A 26,038-nucleotide genomic window follows, 5' to 3' on the forward strand; every position below is an offset into this window, starting at 1 on the left:
CCTCTAACACCCTTCAAGAGCAGGTTCTGCAACTCTTCTGCAATGGGATCAAAGCAACTCGGATTGTGACAAGTGCAGATACTGCATGAAGCGTTCGTATTGTGTGACGACGTCGGCTATCAACTGTTCCTCGGTATAGCCGAGTACGTCGTACTCCTGGCCGCCTTGGGCAAGGAACACCTCGACGCGGTAGTAGTTGGTGCCTTCCTCTTCGGTCTCGTCCTCATTTTCATCTTCGTCAATGAGGTGACCCGGGCCAATTGCCAAAGCGGTTGTGAAGTACCGTTTTCGCAGGCCATACACAAAGACCGTTTCTTCAGACTGTTCGATGGTCAATCGATAGTTCTTGGTACCGGTCAGTGTGGCTTTGAAACCGCGTGTCTCAAATTCCGCCTGCACCTTTTCCAGAGCAGGCTTGCCAATAGTACCCATAAAATGTCGTGCGTCTTTTAAGGTCGCGTTTTCAGTCAATGTTCCGATGCGCTGCCTCCAATCCACGGTGCTTTTTGTGTACTGCACTGTGGTGTGGTGCATTTGCAGGTTTTTGGTGCGCAAAGCATCATCCTGCAAGGCTTTGTAAAGGCCAAAGCACATCAGCAGCATAACAATGAGGAAGGGGAGCGCACTGGCAATCGTCGCAGTTTGTAAAGCTCCCAGCCCACCTGCCGATAACAACACAATCGCAACAACGCCCTGTAGAACAGCCCAAAATACACGCTGCCAGACAGGGGAGTTGATGTCGCCGCCAGAGGTCAAACTGTCAATAACCAAAGACCCGGAGTCGGAGGAGGTTACAAAGAAAACCACCACCAACACAACGCCCAGCATGGAGAGTACAGATGAAAATGGCATGTACTCAAAGAACTTGAAGAGAGCCAGAGACACATCAGTAGAAACGGCTTCAGCAAGGCTATCTGCCCCTCCATTGAGGATCAGATCAATACCTGTGTTCCCAAAGATCGTGAACCAGATCAGGCTGAACCCTGTTGGCACAAACAGCAGACCAACGAGGAATTCACGGATGGAACGACCACGGGAAACGCGTGCGATAAAGGTGCCTACAAAAGGTGACCACGAGATCCACCAGCCCCAATAAAGCAGAGTCCAACCGCCCAGCCAGTCATCTTTTCGGTCATAGGCGTAAAGGTTGAAGGTCTTATGGATCAGGTCCCCCATATATGCGCCTGCATTTTGCACAACAGTCTGCAGCAATGTCACGGTTGGCCCAACAATCAGGACCAGCACCATAATGCAAACAGCCAGAATGAGGTTTGTTTCAGAAAGACGCTTCACACCTCGATCAAGGCCGGAAAAAACCGAAGCCGTTGCCATGCTGGAGATGAGTACGATCAGAATGATTTGTGAGGTTGTCGAAACAGGGACGTCAAACAGATAGTTCAGGCCAGCATTCACCTGAAAAGCACCATAACCAAGCGAGGTGGATACACCGAACAAAGTGCCTAATACCGCAAATGTATCAACCGCATGGCCGATCGGACCGTAGATCTTCTCTCCAAACAGAGGATAGAGCGCGGACCGCGGCAACAAAGGCAATTGGTGGCGGTAGGTGAAATACGCCAATGAGAGGGCCACCACACCATAGATTGCCCAGGCATGCAGACCCCAGTGGAACATGGTGATCTTCATTGCCTCACGAGCAGCCTCAATGGTTTGCCCTTCCATGTCGGGTGGAGACATGAAATGCATGATCGGCTCTGCGACACCGAAGAAAACCAGTCCAATGCCCATACCTGCTGAAAACAGCATGGCGAACCAGCTTTTGTAGGCGTAATCGGGCTCAGCATGGTCAGGTCCCAGTTTGATATCACCAAACCGGCTCACCATGATGAAAAGGATGAACAGCAGAAAAATCGCAACTGCCAGAATATAGAGCCAACCAGTATTAGTTTCGATCCAATCCTGAATGTTGCTGTAAAACCTCTGAGAGCCTTCCGGCCAGATGACTGCTGTAATTAGGAGCAGAAAAATCAGCGATATGGAGCTGATAAAAACAGGAGGATTAAACTTGTGCTTTATTCTCATCACGTGCTTCAACAAGCGCCGAAAAATGCAAAAAAAGGGCGCACGAGTGACGAGGACTGCATTTTTCAAAGCAAAGCTATCTCAGTTGTGTAGACGGCCTCTTAAAACAATGTGTCCAACTCAGGATGGTTCTAAGCAAAACAAATATATATGCTTCGAATGACCAAAGCTGGGGCCGAGCATTTACTCCTGCCTTCACCAAGTGGCAATAGCTTTTATGTCGCACCTGAAAGTACGTATTCTTTTTTAATTTCAAAGGCTTGTAGATTTAAGTTAAGAGTGCTCGTGCTGAGCTGTAGAGCAGCGCTGTCAAACTCAACTGTTTCGCCTGAGAGCCCGGCTCAAAACAGCATAAAACGAGATATCTGATCGCGACTGGGCTTTGAAATGCTTAGTTCAACTCTGTAGGGAACATCAAAGTCGGATGACTGCCATTTTGTCTTGTGTCATGTCGTGCATGGTGTAGCCGATACCCCCGGTGTTGTAGCCAGACTGGCGACGACCAGCAAAGGGCATCCAATCCACACGAAAGGCGGTATGGTCGTTGACCATGACGGCAGTGGCATCGAGACGCCGGACGGCTTGGAAGGCTGTCTCTAAGCTTTGAGTGAAAACAGCGGCCTGGAACGCAAAGGGTAGGCTGTTTGCAGTCTCGATAGCATCCGCAATACTATCAATGCTGTAGACGCAAATCACCGGACCAAAAATTTCCTGTTGCGAAACGCGGACATTGGCGGGTGGATTCAGCAACACGGTGGGGGCATAGGTTGTCGGGCCCAGGCGTTTTCCGCCTGCCAGCAAATTGGCACCTCCATCGATAGCCTCATTCACCCATTCCTCAACCCGGTCCACCTCACCAGGCCGGATCAGAGGACCGCAATTCGTTGTCGCATCAGTAGCATCACCCACTTTCAGCAGTTTGGCAGCCTCTGCCAGCTTTTGCGCGATCTCTTGCGCTTTAGAGGGAGGAGCAAATACACGTTGGACAGAAACACACACCTGACCAGAGTGATAAAAGCCCCCCTTGGTTAAAAGAGGGATCATGTCGTCGATATGGGCATCTTCGCTGACAATTACGGGCGCTGCTCCACCATGTTCCAAAGCGCAGCGCGCACCTGGTGTCAGCTTTGAGCGAAGCATCCAGCCAACACGTGCAGAACCGATAAACGAGAAGAATCCAACCCGCTGATCAGTGATCATTTGCTCAGCCACTTCGTTATTACAAACAACGGCACGGCACCAGTCCGCTGGCAATCCTGCTTCATGTAACATGCCTACAAAAGCCAGGCAGGACAGTGGTGTATCGGGAGCTGGTTTGATGATAACCGGACAGCCCGTGGCCACCGCCGGTGCCACCTGATGCACAATCAGGTTGAGCGGGTGGTTGAAAGCGCTCGCAGCAACGACCACGCCGATCGGCTCGCGCTGGGTAAACGCGATGCGACCTGATCCAGCCTCTGTCAAATCCATCGGAATTTCACGGCCAGTCATTTGGCCAACCTCGTGTACGCAAAGTTCCACACCATCAATGGCGCGCATCACTTCCACACGGGCATCAACCAGTGGTTTGCCACCTTCGTTGGCGATCTGGAACGCCAACTCGTCAATGCGAGCCTCCATGAGCTGAGCTGTTTTCTTTAAGATGGCTATTCGTTGAAAGGCAGGAAGCCACTCATCACGTTGACGAAAGAGATTGTGTGCAGTCTCCAGAAATGCGTCGACCCGCTCCCATTCACTGGTCTCGACACTGCCGATGCATTTCAGGCTGTACGGATTGACGACATCTAGTGTCTTGCTCATATCAGGCACACCTTGGCTGCAAGCTCGTCAATCAAGACCCGCTGGTTTTCGCTGTAATCAACGGGAATATCAACCAGATGGACCCCGCCAGCAGTAAAGGCCGCTTCAAAGGTCGGCAGCAGATCTTCTGTGCGGGTAATCCTGTGGCCAGTAGCACCATAACTGTTTGCATACTCGACAAAGTTAGGGTTGCCAAACTGCAATCCCCAGTCTTCAAACCCTGCATGAGCCTGCTTCCAGCGGATCATACCGTAAGAGCGATCATCCAAAACAGTGACCACCAAATTGAGCTTCAACCGAACAGCCGTTTCCAGCTCCTGACTGTTCATCATGAAACCGCCATCACCGCAGATCGCCATAACACGGCGGTCTGGATAAAGCTTGGCTGCCATCATAGCCGAAGGCAGGCCAGCGCCCATTGTCGCCAATGCGTTGTCTAAAAGCACCGTATTGGGTTGATGAGCCTTGTAGTTGCGGGCGTACCAGATCTTGTAGATCCCGTTGTCGAGCGCAATAATATCGAAATCGCCCATCACCCTGCGTGTATCAGCGACCACCCGTTGTGGGATAACCGGAAAACGCGAAACATCACCACCTTCAGAGGTGTGCAGGTCTGTCTCTTTTTTGATGCGTTGGAAATAACTGCGATCAAAGTCCAGCGGACCGTCCAGGATATCGCCAAGCCGTGCAACGGAGCGGGCAAGATCTCCTACCACCTCAACCTGAGGGAAGTACACCTGATCAACCTGCGCAGCCTTGTAGTTCATATGGATCACTTTGGTGCCGCCATGTTCCATGAAGAACGGCGGTTTTTCGACAACGTCGTGACCCACATTGATGATCAGATCAGCCCGTGCAATTGCGCAGTGCAAGTAGTCTCCATCAGAGAGCGCAGCAGTACCAAGAAACAGGTCTGAGCGCTCATCAATGACGCCTTTGCCCATCTGAGTGTTGAAAAACGGAATCTGGGTCTTTTCGGCGAAAGCCTTGAGTATGGAATGAGCGTCCTTACGGTTTGCTCCAGCTCCAAGCAACAGCAACGGCATTTTTGCGTTGCGGATCATCTCAGCTGCTTCATTCAGCACCGTATCATCTGCGACCGCGTAGTAACGGGGATGAGGGTGCAAGACAGCTTCATCAGTTTCTTCAACAGCAATATCTTCAGGCAGCTCCAGCAAGACCGCGCCGGGGCGCTCCTCTTCTGCCACCCGGAAAGCCTCACGGATCAGGGCAGGGATGGTATTGCCATGGACAATCGCCTTGGACATCTTACAGATCGGCTCAAACAGACTGACAATGTCGATGATCTGAAATTGCCCTTGCTTGGACTTTTTGATCGGCTTTTGCCCGGTGATCATGATCAAAGGCATGCCGCCCAGAAAAGCATAGGCCGCCGGGGTCGCAAAGTTGGTCGCGCCCGGTCCAAGCGTCGCCATGCAGACGCCCGCTTTGCCAGTCAAACGCCCATAAGTGGCAGCCATAAAGGCCGCACCTTGCTCATGTCGGTTCAACACCAGTTCAATTGTTGAGGTACGAAGGGATTCAAGAACGTCAAGGTTTTCCTCACCAGGAACAGCAAAGACGTATTCAACACCTTCCGCTTCCAGTGCAGCTACAAGACGATCAGAAGCTTTCATCGGGGCATGAGAGTCAGGCATGGGATCTCCTGTTCAGTCAACGCTTGGCTTTAGAACTTCAGGCTTATATTCTCTCTATGAGATCAGAAATTAGTAAAGGCAGTATGCTGATGTTTGATATTTCCGTAGAGACACATTTTGGCGGTTGGTTCTCCGTCAAGATAATAAATCGCTAACGAGCAGGAAGTCCGTGAACAGCAATTAATATGAGATGAAGTGTAAACTATATGTCCTTCTGCATACGAATAGCTCAGGTTAAGCAACCAAAATCAGTATTTGTGTATAAGAAGAATTGCCTTTTATCGGCACGTAAGCTCCAGTTGGAGTAGACCTTAGCAAGCGCTCATTAACCACAAACGAAAACAGGCCCCAAAGCAGAGCTTTGGGGCCTGTTTTTATAAGCTTTTGATCAGTAATCAGCTGCAGCCGCTGGTGGAGCCGCAGGTGTCGCATTTTAGGCAGGTGCCGTTGCGGACCATGGTGAAGTTGCCGCATTCTGCGCAGCTTTCACCCTCATACCCCTTCATGCGGGCCTGAGCGACCTGACTGGCGACAGATGGCTGTGCAGCTGCTGGTGTTGCAGTACCAACGCTTGCTGTTGCCGTCGCTTCACCACCGCGCTGGAAGGCTGTTGCAATCGCATCAGACTGAGCTGTGATCGCACCGGCCAGCTGAACAGCTGGATCGCCACCTGGGACCAGACGGAACTTTTCGGTCTGACCGCGAACAAGGCCGTGAGAAACAATCGCAGGGCTGCTCTCTTCATCCTGTCCTTCAGCTGAAGAACGGGAGGTAGACGTCGTGCTGTCCAATGCTTCCGGTGGCACGTGTGCCAGATCGTTACGACCGAGATAGGACACGGCCAGCTCACGGAAGATGTAGTCAAGAATGGATGTCGCATTCTTGATTGCGTCATTGCCCATCACCATGCCAGCAGGCTCAAATCGGGTGAACGTGAACGCGTCAACATATTCCTCAAGCGGAACGCCGTATTGCAGACCAAGAGAGATCGCAATCGCGAAGTTGTTCATCAATGAGCGGAAGGCAGCGCCTTCTTTGTGCATGTCGATGAAGATTTCGCCGATACGGCCATCCTGATATTCACCGGTTGTCAGGTACACTTTGTGGCCGCCAACGGAAGCTTTCTGAGTGTAACCTTTGCGGCGGTTAGGCAGCTTTTCACGGTTGCGAACAGTACGCTCGATGATCCGTTCAACAACACGCTCTGCAACAGCTTCAGCGCGAGCTGCCTGTGGCTGTGCAAGGATGTCATCAACTGTGTCTTCTGCATCATCGTCTTCATCTTCCAGCAGCTGAGCGTTCAGCGGCTGAGACAGCTTGGAGCCATCACGATAAAGAGCGTTTGCTTTCAGACCCAGCTTCCAGGAGAGCATGTAAGCTTCTTTACAGTCCTCAACACTGGCAGTGTTTGCCATGTTGATGGTCTTGGAAATCGCACCGGAGATAAAAGGCTGCGCAGCGGCCATCATCTTGATGTGACTGTCAACGGACAGGAAGCGCTCACCAATGCGGCCACAAGGGTTCGCACAGTCAAATACCGGGTAATGCTCTTCTTTCAGGTGCGGTGCACCTTCCAAAGTCATAGCACCACACACATGGGTGTTCGCAGCTTCAATCTCTGCCTTGCTGAAGCCCATGTGGCTCAGAAGGTCAAAGTCCATGTCTTCCAGCTGCTCTGCAGAAACGCCAAGCTTACTGGTCAGCAGCTCATCACCAAGGGTCCAGCGGTTGAAGACAAACTTGATGTCGAACGCAGACCCAAGTGCTCCGGCTAGTTTCTCAAGCGCAGCATCATCAAAGCCTTTGGCTGTCAGGCTGGCACTGTTGATCGCAGGGGACTGAGAGATAGAACCATGACCAACCGCATAAGCTTCGATTTCGGCAATTTCAGCTTCTGAGTATCCAAGCGTACGCAGCGCTTCAGGAACAGCACGGTTGATGATCTTGAAGTAACCGCCACCCGCGAGCTTCTTGAACTTCACCAGCGCAAAGTCAGGCTCAATACCGGTTGTGTCACAATCCATAACCAGACCAATGGTGCCGGTTGGTGCAATCACAGTGGTCTGGGCGTTGCGGTAACCGTGTGCCTCTCCAAGCTCCAGAGCTTTGTCCCATGCAAGACGGGCACGCTCAACAAGCTCAGCCTGTGGGCAGTTGGAAGCATCCAGAGGAACGGGCAGGGTGCTGAGGTTCTCATAACCCTTGCTCTCGCTGTGGGCAGCACGGCGATGGTTGCGGATCACGCGCAGCATGTCCTTGGCGTTTTCCTCATAGCGAGGGAAAGTGCCAAGCTCACCAGCCATCTCAGCAGATGTAGCGTAACAAACACCGGTCATGATCGCGGTGATCGCACCACAAAGCGCACGGCCTTCATCACTGTCATAAGCAATACCGGAGATCATCAGCAGGCCGCCAATGTTGGCATAGCCCAGACCAGTGGTGCGGTATTCGTAGGACAGTTTTGCAATCTGCTTGGATGGGAACTGCGCCATCATGACGGAGATCTCAAGCACGATCTGCCAGAGGCGCGTCGCATGCTCAAACTTGTCAAAGTCGAACTGCTGGTCTTCCTTGCGGAATTGCAGCAGGTTTAAAGAGGCCAGGTTACACGCGGTGTCATCCAGGAACATGTACTCAGAACATGGGTTGGATGCGCGGATCTCGCCGCCCTGCGGGCAGGTGTGCCATTCATTGATGGTGGTGTGGTACTGCAGGCCCGGATCAGCAGACGCCCAGGCCGCGTAACCAATCTGTTCCCAAAGCTCAGCTGCTTTGATGGTCTTCTGGGTGCCACCGTCAATACGGCCAATCAGATCCCAGTCTCCATCTGCAGCGACAGCTTTCAGGAAGCCGTCAGTTACACGAACAGAGTTGTTGGAGTTCTGACCGGAAACAGTCAGATAAGCTTCAGAATCCCAGTCAGTGTTGTAGATCGGGAATTCAATGGTCTTGTAGCCCTGACGTGCAAACTGAACCACACGCTGAATGTAGTTATCAGGAACCATTGCTTTCTTGGCAGCGCGCATTTCGCGCTTCAGGGCAGGGTTCTTTTTAGGATCAAAGCAATCGTCGCCGCTGCCTTCGCAGTTGACGGAAGCTTTCATCACAGCCTGAAGATGCTTCTGACACACTTTGGAACCGGTTACGATGGCCGCAACCTTCTGTTCTTCATGCACCTTCCAGGTCACGAATTCTTCGATATCCGGATGGTCGATATCAACCACAACCATCTTAGCTGCACGGCGTGTTGTGCCGCCGGACTTGATTGCACCAGCTGCACGGTCACCAATCTTCAGGAAGCTCATGAGGCCAGAGGACTTACCACCGCCTGCCAGACGCTCGCCGCTTGCGCGCAGAGAGGAGAAGTTGGTGCCGGTGCCAGAGCCGTATTTGAACAGACGTGCTTCACGAACCCACAGGTCCATGATGCCGTTTTCATTCACCAGATCATCGTCAACAGACTGAATGAAGCAAGCGTGCGGCTGCGGATGCTCATAAGCAGTCGCAGAGCGGGTCAGCTCGCCAGTTTCAAAGTCTACGTAATGGTGACCCTGGCTTGGGCCATCAATGCCATACGCCCAGTGCAGGCCGGTGTTGAACCACTGCGGGGAGTTCGGAGCAACCTTCTGGGTCGCGAGCATGTACCGCAGTTCGTCATAAAACGCCTGCGCATCAGCTTCGCTGTCGAAGTATCCGCCTTTCCAGCCCCAGTACGTCCATGTACCAGCCAGACGATCAAACACCTGACGGCTGTCGATCTCAGACCCAAAGCGCTTGTCTTTCGCCATCTTGGAAAGAGCTTTGTCGTCTGGAGCTTTGCGCCATAGCCAGGATGGAACGGTGTTTTCTTCTACCGCTTTCAGCTTGGCCGGAACGCCAGCTTTGCGGAAGTATTTCTGTGCCAGAATATCAGAGGCAACCTGAGAGAATTGCTTAGGAACCTGAATGTTCTCCAAGCGAAACACAACGGAACCGTCTGGGTTACGGATCTCGCTCGTTGCGTTGCAAAACTCAATATCTGCGTAGGGGGATTGTCCTTCCGCAGTATATCGCCGCTCAATTCTCATGTTTAGCCCCTTATCGCACCCGGTGACGGTCACCGCGGTGCATCTCGGTTTTAAGAGTGCCGATAGCTAAGATTTCAACCAAAAGTCCGCCGCCGGTTTTGATTAATCCGCTAACTGGCATTTATCCTAGTAAACGCAGGTAAAGTGGCACGCAATTCGATGCTATCACAATATCTAGTGTGCTGATAATATATTAACACAATATTTAGGCTGCAATTGGCAAAAAAAAGCGACCGCTGGAAGTGAATGTTAATCCAACTCCTAGCACTCGAAGCTACTTAAATGTGGTGAACTCCCGGCCGAGGCCGCACTATCCTGAACACGTCTTGATTTCGACCTCAAATTAGATTGAATCGGAAAGCATCGTCAAGCGCGATCTGTCCACTGGTTGTGTGCATAAGAGGGATCGGAACACCAAATATTGTAATCTGTGTGGATTGTGGGGAGGCTCTGGTGTGTTCCAAATCGGGCACAGGCAGCAGAACCCCGCCATTTCCGCAAAGCCAAGCGAAAATGCAAATTCAAGCTCATTTTTTCTGGGGGATATTTTTAGGAAAAATTATTCAGTGGATCAGAAAATTTCACGGGTAAAAAAGTCTGTGTACCCCACGCAATTTTACGCAGTAGTTGTATGGAGAGATCATATATAGTTTCTCAATTACCTTCGGTATCTGGTTAGGTTAAATTAGCGAGCAGATATGCATCACACCTCCTTCGGCAAGGACATTTCTCAGTTAGATGTGGTTCTTGTGGAACAGTCAAAACCCACCCAAGCAATCCTAAGGGGTATCTTAGGCACCCTGAAGCTTGGGCGCGTGCGTGTCTATGACAGTCCCAAAGATGCATTACCAATGCTCATCTCGGACCCACCAGATCTGGTGTTATCCGGTTGGGAGATGAAACCCGTCAGCGGTTTCCAGCTCTTAAAGCTTATGCGTTCAGGCCGAATCCCCGAGCTCATCAATGTTCCGCTCGTCTTTATTACGGCCTATGGCACCCGTGCTTTGGTGACGCGCGCCTTGGAAGCAGGGGCCCATCATCTGCTGGTCACGCCGATTTCATCCTCTGTTTTGAAGAAATCGCTAGAATCAATCAGCAAGGATCGCCGTCAGTTCGTTCGCAACAACGACGGTGGTTTCATTATTGATGGTACGGCAAAGCGGCTGGAACAGAATCAGGCCAAGTTCGCGGCGCTCAACAAAGCGCGCGAATACCAGAAGGACGAGAACGCACCATCACCCGAATCTGAAATGGCACCAAGACCACGCAGATCGACGAAAAGAGATGAGAATGAGCCTCTCTCACTCAAGGATCTGGAAGTTGGAAATATTTCACCAGCAGACAAGTTCAGTCAAAACCCGTACTTGTCGCGCCGTACCAAGAAGTAACGTGCAAAATAGTCATCGGAATTGTGAAAATAATAACTGACCCTAGGATATTTAAAGCGACTTCCGGTGAATAGTTGAAACTACGGTACTCTAAGACTGGACAGGCACCCAAACACTCGTCATATTCCGGGAAAATTTACAAAGCCACCGATCTGGAAAGGCCAGACACATGAAACACCTTCTGCTTACGTTCTTCACATGGTGGAACAGTGACACGTGGGGCACTCGCTTCTTCACATGGAGAAAGGGTGAGTTCGTCGGGACCGATGACTTTGGTAACAAGTATTATAAAGAGCGCGGCGGCAAGCGTCGTTGGGTGATTTATAAAAACCTTGCTGAAGCCTCCCAGATCCCTGCCGGTTGGCACGGTTGGATGCATTACCGCACAGACACTCCGCCAACAGAGAGTGGTTATGTCGCGCGTGAGTGGGAAATCGCTCACTCTCCAAACCTGACAGGCACACCAAATGCATATCGTCCAAAAGGATCCATCCTGACCCCGGAAAAACGTCCGGAAGTGACTGGAGACTACCACGCTTGGACACCTGGCGAATAAGCCAGACACGAGTTACGAAAAAAGCCCGGTCAATCGACCGGGCTTTTTTAATGCGTAAAGCATCGCTGATTAACCAGCGTCTTCTCCGATCAGGCCGAGACGGCGATCGAGATAGCCGGCACAGTTCCCAATCAGACCATCTACATGGTTTTCAAAGAAGTGGTTTGCACCTGGCATTTCCTGATGGTCGATAATGATACCCTTTTGGGTTTTCAGCTTATCAACCAGAGCCTGAACATCCTTCTGTGGAACCACTTTGTCCTGCTCACCATGAATGATCAGGCCAGAAGACGGGCAGGGGGCAAGGAAGGAGAAGTCATGCAAGTTGGCTGGTGGGGCGATAGAGATAAAGCCCTCAACTTCAGGACGACGCATCAAGAGCTGCATGCCAATCCATGCACCAAATGAGAAGCCCGCAATCCAGCAAGCACGTGCATCCGGATGGATGGTTTGTACCCAGTCCAACGCCGCAGCAGCATCTGAAAGCTCACCTTGACCATGGTCGAACTGACCCTGGGAACGACCCACGCCGCGGAAGTTGAAACGCAAAACTGCGAAGCCGCGTTTCGCAAACATGTAATAGGTCTGATAGATAATCTGGTTGTTCATCGTGCCGCCAAACTGCGGGTGCAAATGAAGAACCAGTGCAATCGGAGCATTACGTTTTTTTGCTGGATGGAAACGGCCTTCTAGCCGCCCTGCAGGGCCATTGAAGATCACCTCAGGCATATACTGCAAAATCCTCTTGTTTTAGTCGGCAGCAACTGTCTGCCGGCTTTTTGGTATACCGGATCATTGTCGATTAAACTTGACTGCGAGACGCAAGTTTATTAGAACCAGTTTAGAATTATTCTACGATGAACCTCAAGGGCTACACTGAAAATCGGCCTCTATTGGAGAAAGGTATATCCAACTCGGCGCACGCACGTTATAGACCTCAACGAACTCAAAGGGAACTCTTTACCCCTTATCGTAAGCACCGTGGAAAATATCAAGGTTTCCATTTCCATAGAGACCCAATTAGGGCACTAAAGAACCCCATTTTCTGTGTTAAACTATGACAACAAACCGCGAACTGACATATTTAGACTATAACGCCAGCGCTCCGCTGAGGGAAGAATCTCTTTTAGCTCTTCAGGAAGCCTACAAAGCAGCTGGCAATGCGTCCTCTATTCACAGCAGCGGTCGGCGCGCCCGATCCATCATCGAAGATGCAAGGCACAAAATTGCAGATCTGGTAGATGGCAACCCGGCGAATATCATTTTTACGAGTGGAGCGTCAGAGGCAAACGTCACAGCATTATCGCCCACTTGGCTAAAAAATGGCGAGCCCTATATTCTGACCCAGGTTTTTGTGAGCGCAATCGAACACCCATCCATTATAGCTGGTGGTCGGTTTGCAGCCCAAAATGTTCAAAGCATTCCCGTTGATGAAGACGGGCGCGTGGTAGTGAGTGAACTGCGCAGACTGCTTGAGAAGCTGGGAGAAGATGAAACCGCGTTGGTATCTGTTATGGCTGCCAATAGTGAGACCGGTGTTTTGCAGCCCCTGCAGGAAATCGGCGTTCTCACAGAAGATTTAGGTCATCTCTACCATGTGGATGCAGTCCAGATGGCAGGGAAAGAACCACTTTCAATGGCCATGATTGGCTGCAACTCCATGTCGATCTCCTCCCATAAAATCGGAGGTCCGCAAGGGGTTGGTGCTCTTATCCTCGGGAAAGGCGATTTTCGCCCCATTCCACTGCTGACGGGTGGCGGACAAGAATCGTGGAGAAGAGCGGGAACAGAGAATACGGCAGGCATTGCAGGATTTGCGGTTGCGGCAGCGCAATCAACTAATCCTGATGAACATGCTAGGATTTCGCGCCTGCGAGACCATATGGAAGAGAGACTGAATGAACTCTCTTCAGATGCGATTATCTTCGGTAAAGATGTCGCGCGTCTTGGCAACACGACGTGTTTCGCAGTTGAAGGGATTTCAGCTGAAACCGCACTGATCAACTTTGACTTGTTTGGTGTCGCTGTTTCATCTGGGTCTGCTTGTTCATCCGGCAAAGTAGGCGCATCCCATGTGCTTCTTGCAATGGGAGTATCGGAATCATTGGCGCGTGGCGCAATCCGGGTCAGTCTCGGTTGGGCGACAACCCATGAAGATGTTGAGCGTTTTTTAAGCGCTTGGACGAAAATTTATAAACGAATGAAGCCCACATAGAAGGGGTGAATGCCGTATATAAAAATAAACGAGGACAAACCCTCGTATAAATAGGGATGTACTGTGTTGCGACAGAGCATCTGTTAAGTAAGGGCAAACGGGTCCAATAATCGTACCCAATGCGGCTTTGAACCGCGTATGGAGACAAAGCATGGCGGCAGTCCAGGAAACAATTGATCAGGTCAAAGCAATTGATGTTGATCAGTATAAATATGGCTTCGTAACCGATATCGAAAGTGAGCTTGCTCCCAAAGGGCTCAATGAAGATATCGTTGCATACATTTCGGCTAAAAAAGACGAACCGGAATGGATGCTCAATTGGCGCTTGGAAGCGTTCCGTCGTTGGAAGACGATGGAAGAGCCAACATGGGCGCGAGTTGATTACCCGAAGATCGACTTCGAAGACCTTCATTATTATGCAGCACCTAAAAAACGTGAGGGACCCAAGTCTCTTGACGAGGTGGATCCAGAGATTCTGGAAACCTACAAGAAGCTGGGCATTCCATTGTCCGAGCAGGAAATCTTGGCAGGTGTTGCACCAGAAAACCGCGTCGCAGTTGATGCCGTTTTCGATAGTGTTTCAGTAGCAACAACCTTTAAGGAAGAACTGGCCAAGGCAGGCGTTATTTTCTGCCCGATCTCCGAAGCAATTCGTGAGCATCCAGAGCTGGTTCAAAAGTACCTCGGTTCTGTTGTTCCGGTCTCCGACAACTTCTACGCAACATTGAACTCAGCTGTGTTCTCTGATGGGTCGTTTGTGTACATTCCGCCAGGCGTACGTTGCCCAATGGAACTGTCCACCTACTTCCGTATCAACGAGCCGAACACAGGCCAGTTTGAGCGTACGCTGATCATCGCAGATAAAGGCTCTTATGTGTCTTATCTGGAAGGGTGTACTGCCCCTCAGCGCGATGAAAACCAGCTGCACGCTGCTGTGGTTGAGCTTGTTGCTCTGGAAGATGCACAGATCAAGTACTCTACCGTTCAGAACTGGTACCCAGGCGACTCTGAAGGCAAAGGCGGTATCTACAACTTCGTGACCAAGCGTGGCGACTGCCGCGAAAAGAACTCCAAAATCTCTTGGACACAGGTCGAAACCGGTTCTGCCATCACTTGGAAATACCCAAGCTGCATTCTGCGCGGAGATAACTCACAGGGTGAGTTCTACTCCATTGCGATCTCTAATGGTCATCAGCAGATCGACAGCGGCACCAAGATGATCCATCTGGGCAAAAACACAGCCAGCCGGATTATCTCCAAGGGTATCTCCGCAGGTGTCTCTCAAAACACCTATCGCGGGCAGGTTTCCGCGCATCGCAAGGCATCTAACGCACGTAACTTCACCCAGTGTGACTCGCTTCTCATTGGCGATAAGTGCGGTGCCCACACCGTCCCTTACATCGAAAGCAAGAACTCCTCAGCGGTGTTCGAGCATGAGGCAACAACCTCCAAGATCTCTGACGATCAGATGTTCTACTGTCAGGCCCGTGGCCTTGATGAGGAAGAAGCTGTCGCATTGATCGTGAATGGTTTTGTCCGGGACGTAATCCAGCAACTGCCGATGGAATTCGCAGTTGAGGCACAAAAACTGATTTCGATCAGCCTTGAAGGAAGTGTGGGCTAAAACGCGGACCACCGTGTTTGCCTCGTACCTATTGAAGAATTGAAAAGACGAGAACGATAGATGCTTGAGATCAAAAACCTGCACGCCGAAGTTGATGGCAACAAAATCCTTCGCGGCATCGACCTGACCGTTCGCCCGGGCGAAGTCCACGCGATCATGGGACCAAACGGGTCTGGTAAGTCCACCCTGTCATATGTATTGGCAGGCAAAGACGATTACGAGATCACCGAGGGCTCCATCTCCTACAATGGCGTTGACTGGGCTGAGCTTGGCGCCGATGAGCGCGCAGCTGCCGGCATGTTCCTTGCGTTCCAGTACCCGATCGAAATTCCGGGTGTTGCAACCATGACCTTCCTGAAGACTGCGTTGAATGCACAGCGCAAAGCACGCGGTGAAGATGAAATCTCCACCCCTGACTTCATGAAGCTTGTACGTGAGAAATCCAAAGAGCTGAAAGTGACGCCAGACATGCTCAAGCGTCCACTCAACGTTGGTTTCTCCGGCGGTGAAAAGAAGCGCGCTGAGATTCTGCAGATGTCTCTGCTGGAACCAACTCTGTGCGTTTTGGATGAAACAGATTCAGGTCTGGACATCGATGCACTGCGCGTTGTTTCTGAAGGCGTCAACCAGCTTCGCTCCCCTGAGCGCTCCATGATCGTGATCACGCACTACCAGCGTCTGCTGGACCACATTGTACCGGACGTCGTGCACGTTCTGTCCAAAGGTAAGATCGTGAAAACCGGTGGTAAAGAGCTTGCTCTTGAACTGGAGAAAAACGGTTACGCTGATTACGTCGGCGAAGAAGCTGCTTGAGCTGGAGGGTAACCGATGAATGCTCCGGCAAATATCAAAGAGACAAAAGCAGAGCAGAGCCTGAACGCTCAGTTCGACGCAATTTTCGCGCAAACAACGCAGGAAAACGCAAATCAACGCAAACAGGCGTGGGATGCTTTCAAAGCGAAAGGTATCCCACATCGCCGCGTTGAAGAGTGGCACTACACAGACCTGCGCACCAAAATGAACGATGCATTTGCATTGGCTTCAAAAACCGCTCCCAAAGCTGAGGCTTTGAAGGGTGCTGGTGACCTGAAGACCCATCGCATTGCCATCGTCAACGGTCGCTACGCGCCAGAACTGTCTTCAGATCAGGATGTTGCAGGCTTGAGCATCGCTCAGACCAACGGCTTCCTGGCAGCACAGCTCGGCACCGATGATGCCATGGCGCACCTCAATCAGGCTCTGGTTCAGGGCGGCATCAGCATCAAGATCGATGCAAATGCAAAGATTGAGCTGCCGATTGAAATCGTTCGTTACACCGACGGTTCCCAGGTCAGCTCCTATGCAGGCACCACGGTTGAGATCGGTTCGGGCGCAAAGGCGCTCATTATCGAGAGCTTTGAAGGCGATGCCGACGCTGCTTACCAGTCCAACGCCCTCACAGAGGTCAAGGTTGGTGATAAAGCAGATGTGCACTGGCTGAAGCTGCAGGTGGAAAGCGCAAAAGCGCAGCATATCGAGACGCTTAGCATTGAGCTGGGTGCGGAAACCAATTTCCAGCACTTCATCTACAATGAAGGCGCATCGCTCTCTCGTGCCCAGCTCTTCCTTGAGTTCAAGGGCGAGGGCACCCATGCTGGCCTGCGCGGAACATCTCTGCTCAAAGACAACCAACATGCTGATATCACACTGTTTGTGAAGCATGCCGTTCCAGGATGTGAAAGCCGCGAATACTACCGCTCTGTCGTCGACGACAAAGCCCGCGCAGTTTTCCAGGGCAAGATCATTGTGGAACAAGCTGCTCAGAAGACTGATGGTCAGATGATGATCAAAACGCTTCTGTTGAGCGATACCGCTGAAATCAATGCCAAACCTGAGCTGGAAATCTTTGCGGACGACGTTCAGTGCGCCCACGGATCCACCACCGGCGACATTGATGAAGACCTGCTGTTCTACCTCATGGCACGCGGTATTCCAGAAGCTCAGGCACGCAAAATCCTCGTTCTCGCATTCCTTTCAGAAGCTATTGAGGAATTTGAAGAGGAACAGTGTGTAGAATTGCTGGAAGCAATGACACGCAGTTGGCTTCATGCCGATGATATGGTGAGCGAATGACCAAGGTCGACAACACGGCTTTCACAGCTCCATACGACGTTGATAAGGTTCGGAAAGATTTTCCGATCCTTTCAACGGAGGTCTATGGCAAGCCGTTGGTCTACCTGGATAATGGTGCGTCAGCCCAAAAGCCGACGGCGGTGATTGATGCAATCACCAAAGCCTACACCCAGGAATATGCCAATGTGCATCGTGGCTTACACTACCTGTCGAACACAGCCACCGAAAACTTTGAGGCGGCACGCGAAACCGTGCGCCGTTTCCTGAATGCTCCAAGCGTTGACGAAATTGTTTTTACAAAGTCGACGACTGAAGCAATCAATCTGGTGTCCTATGGATTGGAAGATGACATCCAGGAAGGCGATGAGATCATCATCTCCATCATGGAACACCATTCCAACATCGTGCCTTGGAACTTCCTGCGGGAACGCAAAGGCGCTGTCATCAAATGGGCACCCATTGCGGAAGATGGTACGTTTCTGCTGGATGAGTTTGAAAAACTCCTGACAGATCGCACCAAAATCGTCGCGATGACACATATGTCCAACGTCACCGGAACTGTGGTTCCAGTGAAGGAAGTCACGCGTCTTGCACACGAACGTGGTGCAAAAGTCCTGATTGACGGCTCGCAAAGTGCAGTGCACATGCCTGTCGACGTTCAGGATATTGGCTGTGACTTCTATGCGATCACCGGGCATAAGCTCTACGGTCCAAGCGGCATCGGCGTGCTCTACGGCAAGAAAGAGATTCTCAACAAGATGCGTCCATTCCAGGGCGGTGGTGAGATGATCAAGGACGTGACCGAGTGTCTTGTCACCTATGCTGAAGCTCCGCATCGTTTCGAGGCTGGTACCCCGCCAATCGTTCAGGCTATTGGATTAGGGGCCGCCCTTGACTATATGGAGAGTCTGGGACGCGAAAATATCGCATTGCATGAAGCGTCCCTACGTGATTATGCAGAGCAGCGCTTAAAGGAAGTCAATTCCCTGAAGATCTTTGGCAATGCCAAGGATAAGGGATCGATCTTCTCCTTTGAGATTGAAGGGGTTCACGCCCACGATATCTCGATGGTGATTGACAGAGCGGGCGTTGCAGTTCGGGCCGGTACGCATTGCGCGCAACCTTTGCTGGCGCGTTACGGCGTGACCAGTACATGCCGTGCAAGTTTTGGCCTGTACAACACCCATGATGAAGTCGATCGCCTGGTAGAAGCCTTGCGTAAAGCGCAGATGATGTTTGGTTAGGACCTATGACAGACAACACACAAACAAGCGAGTTCTCTGACGGACCTTTGACAACTCCGGAAATCAACCAGAGCTCCGCAATCCCTGCGGAAGAGCTGGAGCGTTTGACCGGCGATATCATTGCTGCGATGAAAACCGTATTCGATCCGGAAATTCCGGTCGATATCTACGAGCTTGGCTTGATCTACAAGGTTGATATCGAGGACGACCGCGCTGTCAAAATCGACATGACTTTGACAGCTCCAGGCTGCCCGGTTGCTGGCGAAATGCCAATTTGGGTAGAAAACGCAGTAAGCTCTGTACCAGGCGTTGGCACCGTGCAAGTGGATATGACCTTTGATCCTCCATGGGATCCAAGCCGCATGTCTGACGAAGCTCGCGTTGCGTTGAACTTCTTCTAAGGTTCGAATAGCGCTTACAATGTATGGCACCTCGACAGTGTTGAGGTGCCCATGGAGGGTGCAAAATGGCCTCAGGATTTCAGGTACTATCGCTGACGGACGAAGCAGCTGATTATATTCGTACTTTGCTTGAAGCAAGTGATGCCGATCCACTCGGTTTGCGTGTCGCCATAAAAACTGGTGGCTGTGCGGGCATGGAATACGAACTGGATCTGGTGACAGAAGCAAAGTCGGGCGATGATGTTGTTGAAGATAAAGGCGTAAAAGTTTTTGTTGATCCAGCAGCTACGCTTTATCTGCTTGGAACGGAAATGGGTTTTGAAACGACAAAATTCCGCTCTGGTTTTACGTTCAAAAATCCAAATGAAGTCTCTGCGTGCGGCTGCGGCGAATCCGTAGAGCTGCTGCCAGCTGATCTTTCAAAGTTCGCTCAGAAAAACTAGTAGCGCTCAAGCCTGAGCAGCTACGGCAATAGGTGGGATGCCGTGTCTCTTTTTAATTCATTGAAAAACGATAATCTCGAGACGTGGCATTCCTACACCAAACATGAATTTGTCCAGGGCCTTGGCGATGGAACTCTGCCAATTGCAGCGTTTAAGAAGTACCTCGTCCAAGACTATCTCTTCCTGATTGAGTTCGCCCGCGCTTATGCGCTTGGCATGTACAAGTCCACTGACCTTGCTCAGATGCGAAAATGTCTTTCCTCCGCAAAAGGCATCCTTGAAGTAGAGATGGGCCTTCACATCCGCCTTTGCGAAAGTTGGGGGCTGTCTGAAAACGAGATTGTCGCAACTCCGGAAGAGCCAGCAAATCTTGCATACACCCGGTATGTTCTCGACACCGCAATGAAGGGCGATATGCTCGACTTGAAAGTCGCACTCGCACCTTGCGCTATTGGTTACGGTGAAATCGGTGCCGAGCTGGCAAAGCAAGATGGGGCAATAGATCCAAGCAATCCATATGCAGAATGGATCAAAGAATACTCTAGTGATGAGTATCAGGAACTCGCCGCTGATGCGGTGAAGGAAATCGATGATCTCGGCGCACTCTATGCGACTGAGGCACGCTACGCCAAATTGTCTAGAATATTTAGAGAGGCCACTAGACTTGAGGCCAATTTCTGGCAGATGGGCCTCGAGCTATAATCATTCAAAAGAACACATCACATTTCTGTGAGTGGATGAAACAAGCAATAATCTTGTCGGTCTTCGACTGAATATTGCAAGCTTTCAATATATTTATATCTTTTGGTGATTGCTTATGTCTTTATCCTCATTCTTTCTATCTGATAAACGCCCGGTATTCCTGAAGAATATCCGTTGCCGCCCCATGTTTGGTGGTCACGGATACTATACAAATGGCAAAATGTTTGCCCTTGTTCGCGAAAAGTCACTCTATCTCAAAGCGGGATCCAATAACGTGGCTGATTTTTTGCTGACTGGCCAGCTGCCTTACATTCATCAGTGTTTTGGAGAATATTTCCCGACGAACTTCTATTCGGTTCCGCTGAATATTGTCGAGGATGAAGTCCAGCTGACACGATGGATTGCGAAGGCAATTCGCCAACTTGCTCAAGCCAAGGAGAGTGCGAAAGCCTCTTCGGCCTTGGATAGCCGACAAAAAAAGACGGCAATCATACGATCTGCCGTCTCGAATACGTTTCTATTTTAAAAATTAGTGCTGCTTAAGCAACCTGTGTCACGCTGGGGATCTTCTTCTCTTCCTCAGCTTTCACGAGGTTGCGGCCTGCTTTCTTGGCAGCATAAAGCGCAAGGTCCGCACGAGACACCATGCTTTCTGCACTGTCGCCAGGCCGGAAAGTTGAAATGCCAATAGAGATCGTTATGCGACCAAGGTTCTCACCGGTGGAACGTTTCACGAGTTCTTTCGCCACAACGTTCTTACGGATCTTCTCCGCAATCACCTTTGCATCTTCAATGGTGGTTCTTGGCAGAATGATGCCAAACTCTTCACCACCATAACGACACGCAATATCGTTGTTCTTGACATTCTGCTTCACCGCCAGCGCCACAAGTCGAAGAACCTGGTCGCCGGTCTGGTGTCCGTAGTTGTCATTGAACTGCTTGAAGTGGTCGATATCTGAAATCAACAAGGAGAGGGGAGCATGGCTCTCCTCAGTCTCTTTAACCGCACGCACAAGACTCTGATCGAAATGCTTGCGGTTGTTCAGTGTGGTCAGTTCATCGGTGAGCGATTCATAACGGATCGCCTCCAATCCTTCCTGCAAGACGCCGATCTGACGGCGAGAATCAACCAGCTGTTCGCGAAGCTCTTGATTGCTCTCAGCGGTCTCAGTGGTCAGTTTTGCAAGATGAATGACAAGTTGGGAAAGTTGAGAACGATCACTGACGTTCTCAAGAGCGCTCAACGTACGGGCCAGCTCTTCACCGTATTCGGTGGTTTTGAGTGTTCCTTTATCAAGCGCAGAAATTAATTCCCGAACTTCCTCGGAGATCTTGTCGCCAACTTCGTCAATGCGCTCACCCAAACGGTTCGGCGACAAAAAGCGGTTATAGATCTTCTGAGTCTCTTCAGGAGAAATTTTGCCATCACGGGCAAGAATCTTATTGATGGTCCGGTTCAGGGCCCGGTTAAACCCGGAAGCGTAAGAATACCACAGCTCATAGTTGCGTGGAAACGCTGGAAGCTTATTCGTCTTGATGTAATCGAGCGCACTGTCTGCATAAACAATCGTACGCTTGAACTCGTCTTCTTGACTCATGATTGCATCACCGCGTCACGGAAAGGGCTACCCCATAATTAATAAGCTAATTTAACATTAGCTTATTTAATGGGATATACCTAACCAGTGGTTAACCTCAGGAAAATGGGCTATCGGCTTTGAACTTTGGAACGAGTTTCCCGCAGCAGGAAGGCCGGAACGTGGCTTGCATTACGGAAAATCGCATCATCTTTAGGTTGATTAGCGCGGCGACCGCCTCTTGGACGAGGTGGAGCAGCACGACGCTCAGCGTGCATTGGAACCACAGGTTGCTCTTCAAGGCCAGCTGGTACAGATTCGGTTTCCTGAACTGCTGCTTCCTGAACTTCAGCCTTAGGCTTGCGTGAGCGGCTTTTTTCTTTTGGAGTGCGGGTAGAACGGCGGCGAGACTTTTTGTCATCGGCAGGCTTGGAGAAATCAACCGGCTCTCCGACCCACTCGAGCTCTTTACCAATCACGTCGTTAATCGCTTGCAATGCTTTCTGGTCCTTGCCCGTCACAATGGAAATCGCAGTACCTTCACGGCCCGCACGCCCGGTACGTCCAATACGGTGGACGTAATCTTCTGCATGAATAGGAAGATCAAAGTTAAAGACGTGGCTCACGGTTGGAATGTCAAGACCACGTGCAGCAACATCACTGGCCACCAGAACCTTGATGTGACCCTTTTTGAAGTTGTCCAGCATGGTCATGCGAGAGCGCTGGTCCATGTCACCGTGAAGTGCACCAACAGAAAACTCATGACGCACAAGCGAACGGAAGAGGGTAGCTACATCGCGTTTGCGGTTACAGAACACGATCGCATTCTGCAGATCTTCAGCACCTTCGATCAGCTCGCGCAATTTCGCGCGCTTCTCGTAGTCTTCCGCATCAGCCGCCGCAATGCGCTGCGTTACAGTATCCGCAGTTGTAGAAGCTTTCGCCACTTCCACCTTTGCAGGGTTCTGCAAGAACGTGTCAGTCAAACGCTGAATCTCAGTCGGCATAGTTGCTGAGAAGAATAGGGTCTGACGCGTAAACGGGATAAGCTTACAGATGCGCTCGATGTCTGGAATGAAGCCCATGTCCAGCATGCGGTCGGCTTCATCGATCACGAGGATATCAACGCCCTGCAGTAGCAGCTTACCGCGCTCGAAATGATCAAGCAGGCGGCCAGGTGTTGCGATCAGAACATCAGCGCCACGCTCAAGCTTGCGGTCCTGCTCAGCAAAGGAAACGCCGCCGATCAGCAGTGCGACGTTCAGCTTGTGATTGACGCCATATCGATTGAAGTTGTCTTCTACCTGCGCTGCAAGCTCACGGGTCGGCTCAAGAATAAGAGTTCTTGGCATCCGGGCGCGCGCACGGCCTTTTTCCAGAAGAGTAATCATCGGCAGCGTAAAGCTCGCCGTTTTCCCGGTTCCAGTTTGAGCAATCCCGAGGACATCTCTACGTTCGAGAACGTAAGGGATGGCGCCTGCCTGAATGGCAGTCGGTTCTGTATAGCCAGAGGCTTCTACAGCGGCGAGAACTTTCTCACTAAGTCCGAGAGTGGAAAACGACATATTTCATGTTCTTTACGATAATTGAGGAGAGAAGCTGGAAGCCGTATGAGTTACAGGTTTCTCCAACCAGTTTGGCGGAACACTACATTTCTAAGCAGCGTTGTCAATAAATTCTGCGGTATAACCGATATATTCCTTCAAGTTATGCCAAGGTTGCCGAGTTATAACCTACGCAAAACTCAGCAACTATTCAGAATTAAGTGTCTTTTAAATATCCAGATCAGTCGCGAACTCTGCTCGTTCCTGAATAAAGTTGAAGCGCGCCTCAGGTTTATTGCCCATCAGCTGCTCAACCGCATTGCGGGTTTCACTCACTTCATCCTCGCCAACAACCACTTTAAGCAGCGTCCGACGTTTCGGATCCATGGTGGTTTCCTTCAGCTGAGCAGGCAACATCTCACCAAGCCCCTTAAAGCGGCCAATTTCGATCTTGCCATTCTTCTTGAAGCTGGTTTTCAAAAGCTGCTCACGATGTTCGTCATCCCGGGCATAAAGCGTCTTACCACCCTGACTGATCCGATACAGCGGAGGAACAGCAAGGTAGAGGTGACCGTTATTGACCAGATCCGGCATCTCTTTGTAGAAGAATGTGATGAGAAGGGCTGCGATATGCGCCCCATCAACGTCCGCATCAGTCATGATGACAATACGCTCATAGCGCAGATCTTTGTCATCGTAGTTGGATCGCGTCCCACACCCAAGAGCCTGAATGAGATCAGACAGCAGCTGGTTTGCGACCAGCTTGTCCCGACCAGCGTTCGCAACGTTCAGAATCTTGCCGCGCAAGGGCAGAACAGCTTGTGTCGCACGATTACGAGCTTGTTTTGCTGAGCCACCCGCGGAATCACCCTCCACGATAAACAGTTCAGTGCCATCAGATTTGCTTGTTGAGCAATCTGCAAGTTTGCCCGGCAGACGAAGGCGACGAACTGCAGTTTTACGCGCGACGTCCTTCTCCTGGCGACGCTTCAAGCGCTCTTCAGCACGATCAACCACCCACTCAAGCAGTTTGTTTGCCTGATTAGGAGAAGCGGTCAGCCAGTGGTCAAACGCATCGCGGACAGCATTTTCAGCGATGCGAGTTGCTTCATTCGTGGCCAGCTTGTCTTTTGTCTGACCAACAAACTCAGGCTCGCGCACGAACACAGAAAGCATACCAGCTGCTGACGTTAAAACGTCGTCACCCGTAATAATGGAAGCCTTCTTGTTGCCAATCAGCTCGCCATAGGCTTTCAGGCCGCGGAGCAGGGCGTAGCGCAGGCCCGTTTCATGCGTCCCACCTTCAGGTGTTGGAACAGTGTTACAGTAAGAGTTGACAAACCCGTCGCCAGCAAACCAGGCAACAGCCCATTCAACTGAGCCATGCTTACCTGTCGCCTGTGTCCGGCCTGCAAAAACTTCGTCAGTAACGCGGCGCTCTTTACCAAGAGCCTCTTCCAGATAATCCTTCAGGCCGCCAGGGAAATGGAAAGTCGCAGTCTCAGGCACTCCATTGGCTTCATCGGCAAGAGCCTTGGCACAGCGCCAACGAATCTCCACACCGCCAAACAGGTAGGCCTTGGAACGCGCCATCTTCATCAAACGGGCAGGTTTAAACTTGAGCGTCTTGCCGAATATTTCCGCATCCGGCTTAAACCGCACCATGGTGCCACGGCGGTTGTGAACATCACCAACCAGCTCAAGACCGCCATCAGCAAGGCCACGACGGAACGTCTGGCGATACAGCTTGCGGTTACGCGCAACCTCAACAACCAGCTCCTCAGAAAGCGCGTTGACAACGGAAATCCCCACACCATGAAGACCACCAGAGGTCTCATAGACTTTACTGTCAAACTTACCGCCGGCATGCAGGGTCGTCATAATGACTTCCAGCGCGGACTTGTCTTTATATTTAGGATGCGGATCAATCGGGATACCGCGGCCATTATCAGTAATGGTCAGGTAGCCATCATCGCCCAGAGAGACATCAATCCAGCTAGCGTGGCCTGCAACGGCCTCATCCATGGAGTTGTCAATCACTTCAGCGAACAGGTGGTGCAGCGCCTTTTCATCCGTGCCGCCAATATACATTCCCGGGCGGCGACGCACAGGCTCCAGGCCTTCAAGCACTTCAATGTCAGCTGCGGTGTAATCACCCTCAGCGCCGACAGAAGCGGCCCTGCCTGCGGATGATGGCTTTGCAGGTGAGGTCGGTGCGCTTGCGGCTGGTGCTTGTTTCTTCTCAGTGCTGCCAGAAGAGGATGTCAGCTCATCCATGCTTTTGGTAACATCTGCAAACAGATCATCAGGCGTGCTCATCGTACCTCTTTGGTCTTGCGCTTAAATAGTCTCGAATCAAACGGCAGTCTTGCAGGACTGAGAGAAAAGGGCAAAGATCTGCCGGAGTTCTACTCTTGTTCCTTGTGGGTAAGCGCCAGACATACGCCTTTTCGCTTACCTGAATGTGCCGAACCCCACCAAAAGCGGGCATCTGATGCCATATGCGCCATTCGCGGCGAAAATACAAATGGCATTTGTGATTGCCCCAAGGCCTGTGATCAAAACTTTACACCGGACATACACACGGCAGTTACGTCATCTGCTGCAGATTGTTGCGAGCATGCAACAGCATTTTGCGCTGACCCGAATGGTGGAAACTGACAC

19 protein-coding genes are annotated in these 26,038 nt (G+C 51.1%); 11 read left to right on the forward strand and 8 right to left on the reverse strand.

What is annotated here, in order from left to right:
- Positions 1 to 48 precede the first annotated feature (48 nt).
- From PsAD5_RS10265 to PsAD5_RS10280, 4 genes are all read right to left on the reverse strand, one after another.
- Complete coding sequence (locus PsAD5_RS10265; RefSeq protein ID WP_063292032.1) at positions 49 to 2,043, reverse strand: BCCT family transporter; 1,995 nt, start codon at positions 2,041 to 2,043, stop codon at positions 49 to 51.
- Positions 2,044 to 2,457: 414 nt separating this feature from the next.
- Entirely contained in the window at positions 2,458 to 3,843 is a 1,386-nt protein-coding gene (locus tag PsAD5_RS10270; protein ID WP_063292033.1) for an aldehyde dehydrogenase family protein, read from the reverse strand.
- Positions 3,840 to 5,501, reverse strand: a complete 1,662-nt coding sequence (locus PsAD5_RS10275; RefSeq protein ID WP_063292034.1) for an acetolactate synthase large subunit — start codon at positions 5,499 to 5,501, stop codon at positions 3,840 to 3,842. The genes PsAD5_RS10270 and PsAD5_RS10275 overlap by 4 nt, the downstream gene beginning before the upstream one ends.
- Positions 5,502 to 5,896: 395 nt before the next feature.
- Positions 5,897 to 9,568, reverse strand: a complete 3,672-nt coding sequence (locus tag PsAD5_RS10280) for a vitamin B12-dependent ribonucleotide reductase (protein ID WP_063292035.1) — start codon at positions 9,566 to 9,568, stop codon at positions 5,897 to 5,899.
- Positions 9,569 to 10,266: 698 nt separating this feature from the next.
- Here PsAD5_RS10280 and PsAD5_RS10285 point away from each other — a divergent pair.
- Complete coding sequence (locus PsAD5_RS10285) at positions 10,267 to 10,956, forward strand: response regulator (protein WP_063292036.1); 690 nt, start codon at positions 10,267 to 10,269, stop codon at positions 10,954 to 10,956.
- A 169-nt stretch (positions 10,957 to 11,125) separates the two neighbouring features.
- The gene (locus PsAD5_RS10290; RefSeq protein WP_057465168.1) at positions 11,126 to 11,512 is read left to right on the forward strand and encodes an NADH:ubiquinone oxidoreductase subunit NDUFA12; all 387 of its coding nucleotides are present in this window, start codon (positions 11,126 to 11,128) and stop codon (positions 11,510 to 11,512) included.
- 69 nt (positions 11,513 to 11,581) lie between these two features.
- Here the strand turns inward: PsAD5_RS10290 and PsAD5_RS10295 are convergent, their stop codons facing one another.
- Complete coding sequence (locus PsAD5_RS10295; RefSeq protein WP_057465167.1) at positions 11,582 to 12,241, reverse strand: alpha/beta hydrolase; 660 nt, start codon at positions 12,239 to 12,241, stop codon at positions 11,582 to 11,584.
- A 328-nt stretch (positions 12,242 to 12,569) separates the two neighbouring features.
- On the opposite strand from PsAD5_RS10295, the gene PsAD5_RS10300 reads away from it, so the two are divergent.
- The 9 genes from PsAD5_RS10300 to PsAD5_RS10340 all read left to right on the forward strand — a co-directional run bounded on the left by PsAD5_RS10300 (position 12,570) and on the right by PsAD5_RS10340 (position 20,779).
- Positions 12,570 to 13,727, forward strand: a complete 1,158-nt coding sequence (locus tag PsAD5_RS10300; protein WP_063292037.1) for a cysteine desulfurase family protein — start codon at positions 12,570 to 12,572, stop codon at positions 13,725 to 13,727.
- A gap of 151 nt (positions 13,728 to 13,878) precedes the next feature.
- Positions 13,879 to 15,351 carry a Fe-S cluster assembly protein SufB gene (gene sufB / locus PsAD5_RS10305; RefSeq protein WP_057465165.1) on the forward strand — a complete coding sequence of 491 codons (1,473 nt, stop codon included), beginning with the start codon at positions 13,879 to 13,881 and terminating at the stop codon, positions 15,349 to 15,351.
- A 60-nt stretch (positions 15,352 to 15,411) separates the two neighbouring features.
- A complete protein-coding gene (gene sufC, locus PsAD5_RS10310; RefSeq protein ID WP_057465164.1) occupies positions 15,412 to 16,164 on the forward strand; it encodes a Fe-S cluster assembly ATPase SufC in 753 nt (250 codons plus the stop codon).
- Between the two features lie 15 nt (positions 16,165 to 16,179).
- Positions 16,180 to 17,463 (forward strand): Fe-S cluster assembly protein SufD, encoded by a 1,284-nt coding sequence (gene sufD, locus PsAD5_RS10315; RefSeq protein ID WP_063292038.1) that lies wholly within the window; start codon positions 16,180 to 16,182, stop codon positions 17,461 to 17,463.
- Positions 17,460 to 18,707, forward strand: coding sequence for a cysteine desulfurase (locus PsAD5_RS10320; RefSeq protein ID WP_063292039.1), 1,248 nt, complete (start codon positions 17,460 to 17,462; stop codon positions 18,705 to 18,707). Before sufD ends, PsAD5_RS10320 begins: the two co-directional genes overlap by 4 nt.
- A gap of 5 nt (positions 18,708 to 18,712) precedes the next feature.
- Complete coding sequence (locus PsAD5_RS10325; RefSeq protein ID WP_063288640.1) at positions 18,713 to 19,108, forward strand: SUF system Fe-S cluster assembly protein; 396 nt, start codon at positions 18,713 to 18,715, stop codon at positions 19,106 to 19,108.
- A gap of 65 nt (positions 19,109 to 19,173) precedes the next feature.
- Positions 19,174 to 19,551 (forward strand): HesB/IscA family protein, encoded by a 378-nt coding sequence (locus PsAD5_RS10330; RefSeq protein WP_057465160.1) that lies wholly within the window; start codon positions 19,174 to 19,176, stop codon positions 19,549 to 19,551.
- Between the two features lie 42 nt (positions 19,552 to 19,593).
- Positions 19,594 to 20,253, forward strand: a complete 660-nt coding sequence (gene tenA, locus PsAD5_RS10335; RefSeq protein WP_063292040.1) for a thiaminase II — start codon at positions 19,594 to 19,596, stop codon at positions 20,251 to 20,253.
- 115 nt (positions 20,254 to 20,368) lie between these two features.
- Positions 20,369 to 20,779: a TfoX/Sxy family protein gene (locus tag PsAD5_RS10340; RefSeq protein ID WP_084404432.1), complete on the forward strand. Its 411-nt coding sequence runs from the start codon at positions 20,369 to 20,371 to the stop codon at positions 20,777 to 20,779.
- A gap of 13 nt (positions 20,780 to 20,792) precedes the next feature.
- On the opposite strand, the gene PsAD5_RS10345 is transcribed toward PsAD5_RS10340, so the two are convergent.
- The 3 genes from PsAD5_RS10345 to parE all read right to left on the reverse strand — a co-directional run bounded on the left by PsAD5_RS10345 (position 20,793) and on the right by parE (position 25,693).
- On the reverse strand, positions 20,793 to 21,851 hold the full coding sequence (locus PsAD5_RS10345) for a GGDEF domain-containing protein (protein ID WP_063288643.1): 1,059 nt from the start codon (positions 21,849 to 21,851) through the stop codon (positions 20,793 to 20,795).
- A gap of 110 nt (positions 21,852 to 21,961) precedes the next feature.
- The gene (locus PsAD5_RS10350) at positions 21,962 to 23,395 is read right to left on the reverse strand and encodes a DEAD/DEAH box helicase (RefSeq protein ID WP_057465156.1); all 1,434 of its coding nucleotides are present in this window, start codon (positions 23,393 to 23,395) and stop codon (positions 21,962 to 21,964) included.
- A gap of 207 nt (positions 23,396 to 23,602) precedes the next feature.
- Positions 23,603 to 25,693: a DNA topoisomerase IV subunit B gene (parE, locus tag PsAD5_RS10355; protein WP_057465155.1), complete on the reverse strand. Its 2,091-nt coding sequence runs from the start codon at positions 25,691 to 25,693 to the stop codon at positions 23,603 to 23,605.
- Positions 25,694 to 26,038 lie beyond the last annotated feature (345 nt).

The sequence above is a fragment of the Pseudovibrio sp. Ad5 genome (assembly GCF_001623095.1).
In the GTDB taxonomy this organism is placed as follows: Bacteria; Pseudomonadota; Alphaproteobacteria; order Rhizobiales; family Stappiaceae; genus Pseudovibrio.

Excerpts from the sequence above, each read along its gene's own strand:
- PsAD5_RS10265 (WP_063292032.1), bottom strand. The coding sequence starts at position 2,043 with ATGAGAATAAAGCACAAGTTTAATCCTCCTGTTTTTATCAGCTCCATA.
- PsAD5_RS10270 (WP_063292033.1), bottom strand. The coding sequence starts at position 3,843 with ATGAGCAAGACACTAGATGTCGTCAATCCGTACAGCCTGAAATGCATC.
- PsAD5_RS10275 (WP_063292034.1), bottom strand. The coding sequence starts at position 5,501 with ATGCCTGACTCTCATGCCCCGATGAAAGCTTCTGATCGTCTTGTAGCT.
- PsAD5_RS10280 (WP_063292035.1), bottom strand. The coding sequence starts at position 9,568 with ATGAGAATTGAGCGGCGATATACTGCGGAAGGACAATCCCCCTACGCA.
- PsAD5_RS10285 (WP_063292036.1), top strand. The coding sequence starts at position 10,267 with ATGCATCACACCTCCTTCGGCAAGGACATTTCTCAGTTAGATGTGGTT.
- PsAD5_RS10290 (WP_057465168.1), top strand. The coding sequence starts at position 11,126 with ATGAAACACCTTCTGCTTACGTTCTTCACATGGTGGAACAGTGACACG.
- PsAD5_RS10295 (WP_057465167.1), bottom strand. The coding sequence starts at position 12,241 with ATGCCTGAGGTGATCTTCAATGGCCCTGCAGGGCGGCTAGAAGGCCGT.
- PsAD5_RS10300 (WP_063292037.1), top strand. The coding sequence starts at position 12,570 with ATGACAACAAACCGCGAACTGACATATTTAGACTATAACGCCAGCGCT.
- sufB (WP_057465165.1), top strand. The coding sequence starts at position 13,879 with ATGGCGGCAGTCCAGGAAACAATTGATCAGGTCAAAGCAATTGATGTT.
- sufC (WP_057465164.1), top strand. The coding sequence starts at position 15,412 with ATGCTTGAGATCAAAAACCTGCACGCCGAAGTTGATGGCAACAAAATC.
- sufD (WP_063292038.1), top strand. The coding sequence starts at position 16,180 with ATGAATGCTCCGGCAAATATCAAAGAGACAAAAGCAGAGCAGAGCCTG.
- PsAD5_RS10320 (WP_063292039.1), top strand. The coding sequence starts at position 17,460 with ATGACCAAGGTCGACAACACGGCTTTCACAGCTCCATACGACGTTGAT.
- PsAD5_RS10325 (WP_063288640.1), top strand. The coding sequence starts at position 18,713 with ATGACAGACAACACACAAACAAGCGAGTTCTCTGACGGACCTTTGACA.
- PsAD5_RS10330 (WP_057465160.1), top strand. The coding sequence starts at position 19,174 with ATGGCCTCAGGATTTCAGGTACTATCGCTGACGGACGAAGCAGCTGAT.
- PsAD5_RS10340 (WP_084404432.1), top strand. The coding sequence starts at position 20,369 with ATGTCTTTATCCTCATTCTTTCTATCTGATAAACGCCCGGTATTCCTG.
- PsAD5_RS10345 (WP_063288643.1), bottom strand. The coding sequence starts at position 21,851 with ATGAGTCAAGAAGACGAGTTCAAGCGTACGATTGTTTATGCAGACAGT.
- PsAD5_RS10350 (WP_057465156.1), bottom strand. The coding sequence starts at position 23,395 with ATGTCGTTTTCCACTCTCGGACTTAGTGAGAAAGTTCTCGCCGCTGTA.
- parE (WP_057465155.1), bottom strand. The coding sequence starts at position 25,693 with ATGAGCACGCCTGATGATCTGTTTGCAGATGTTACCAAAAGCATGGAT.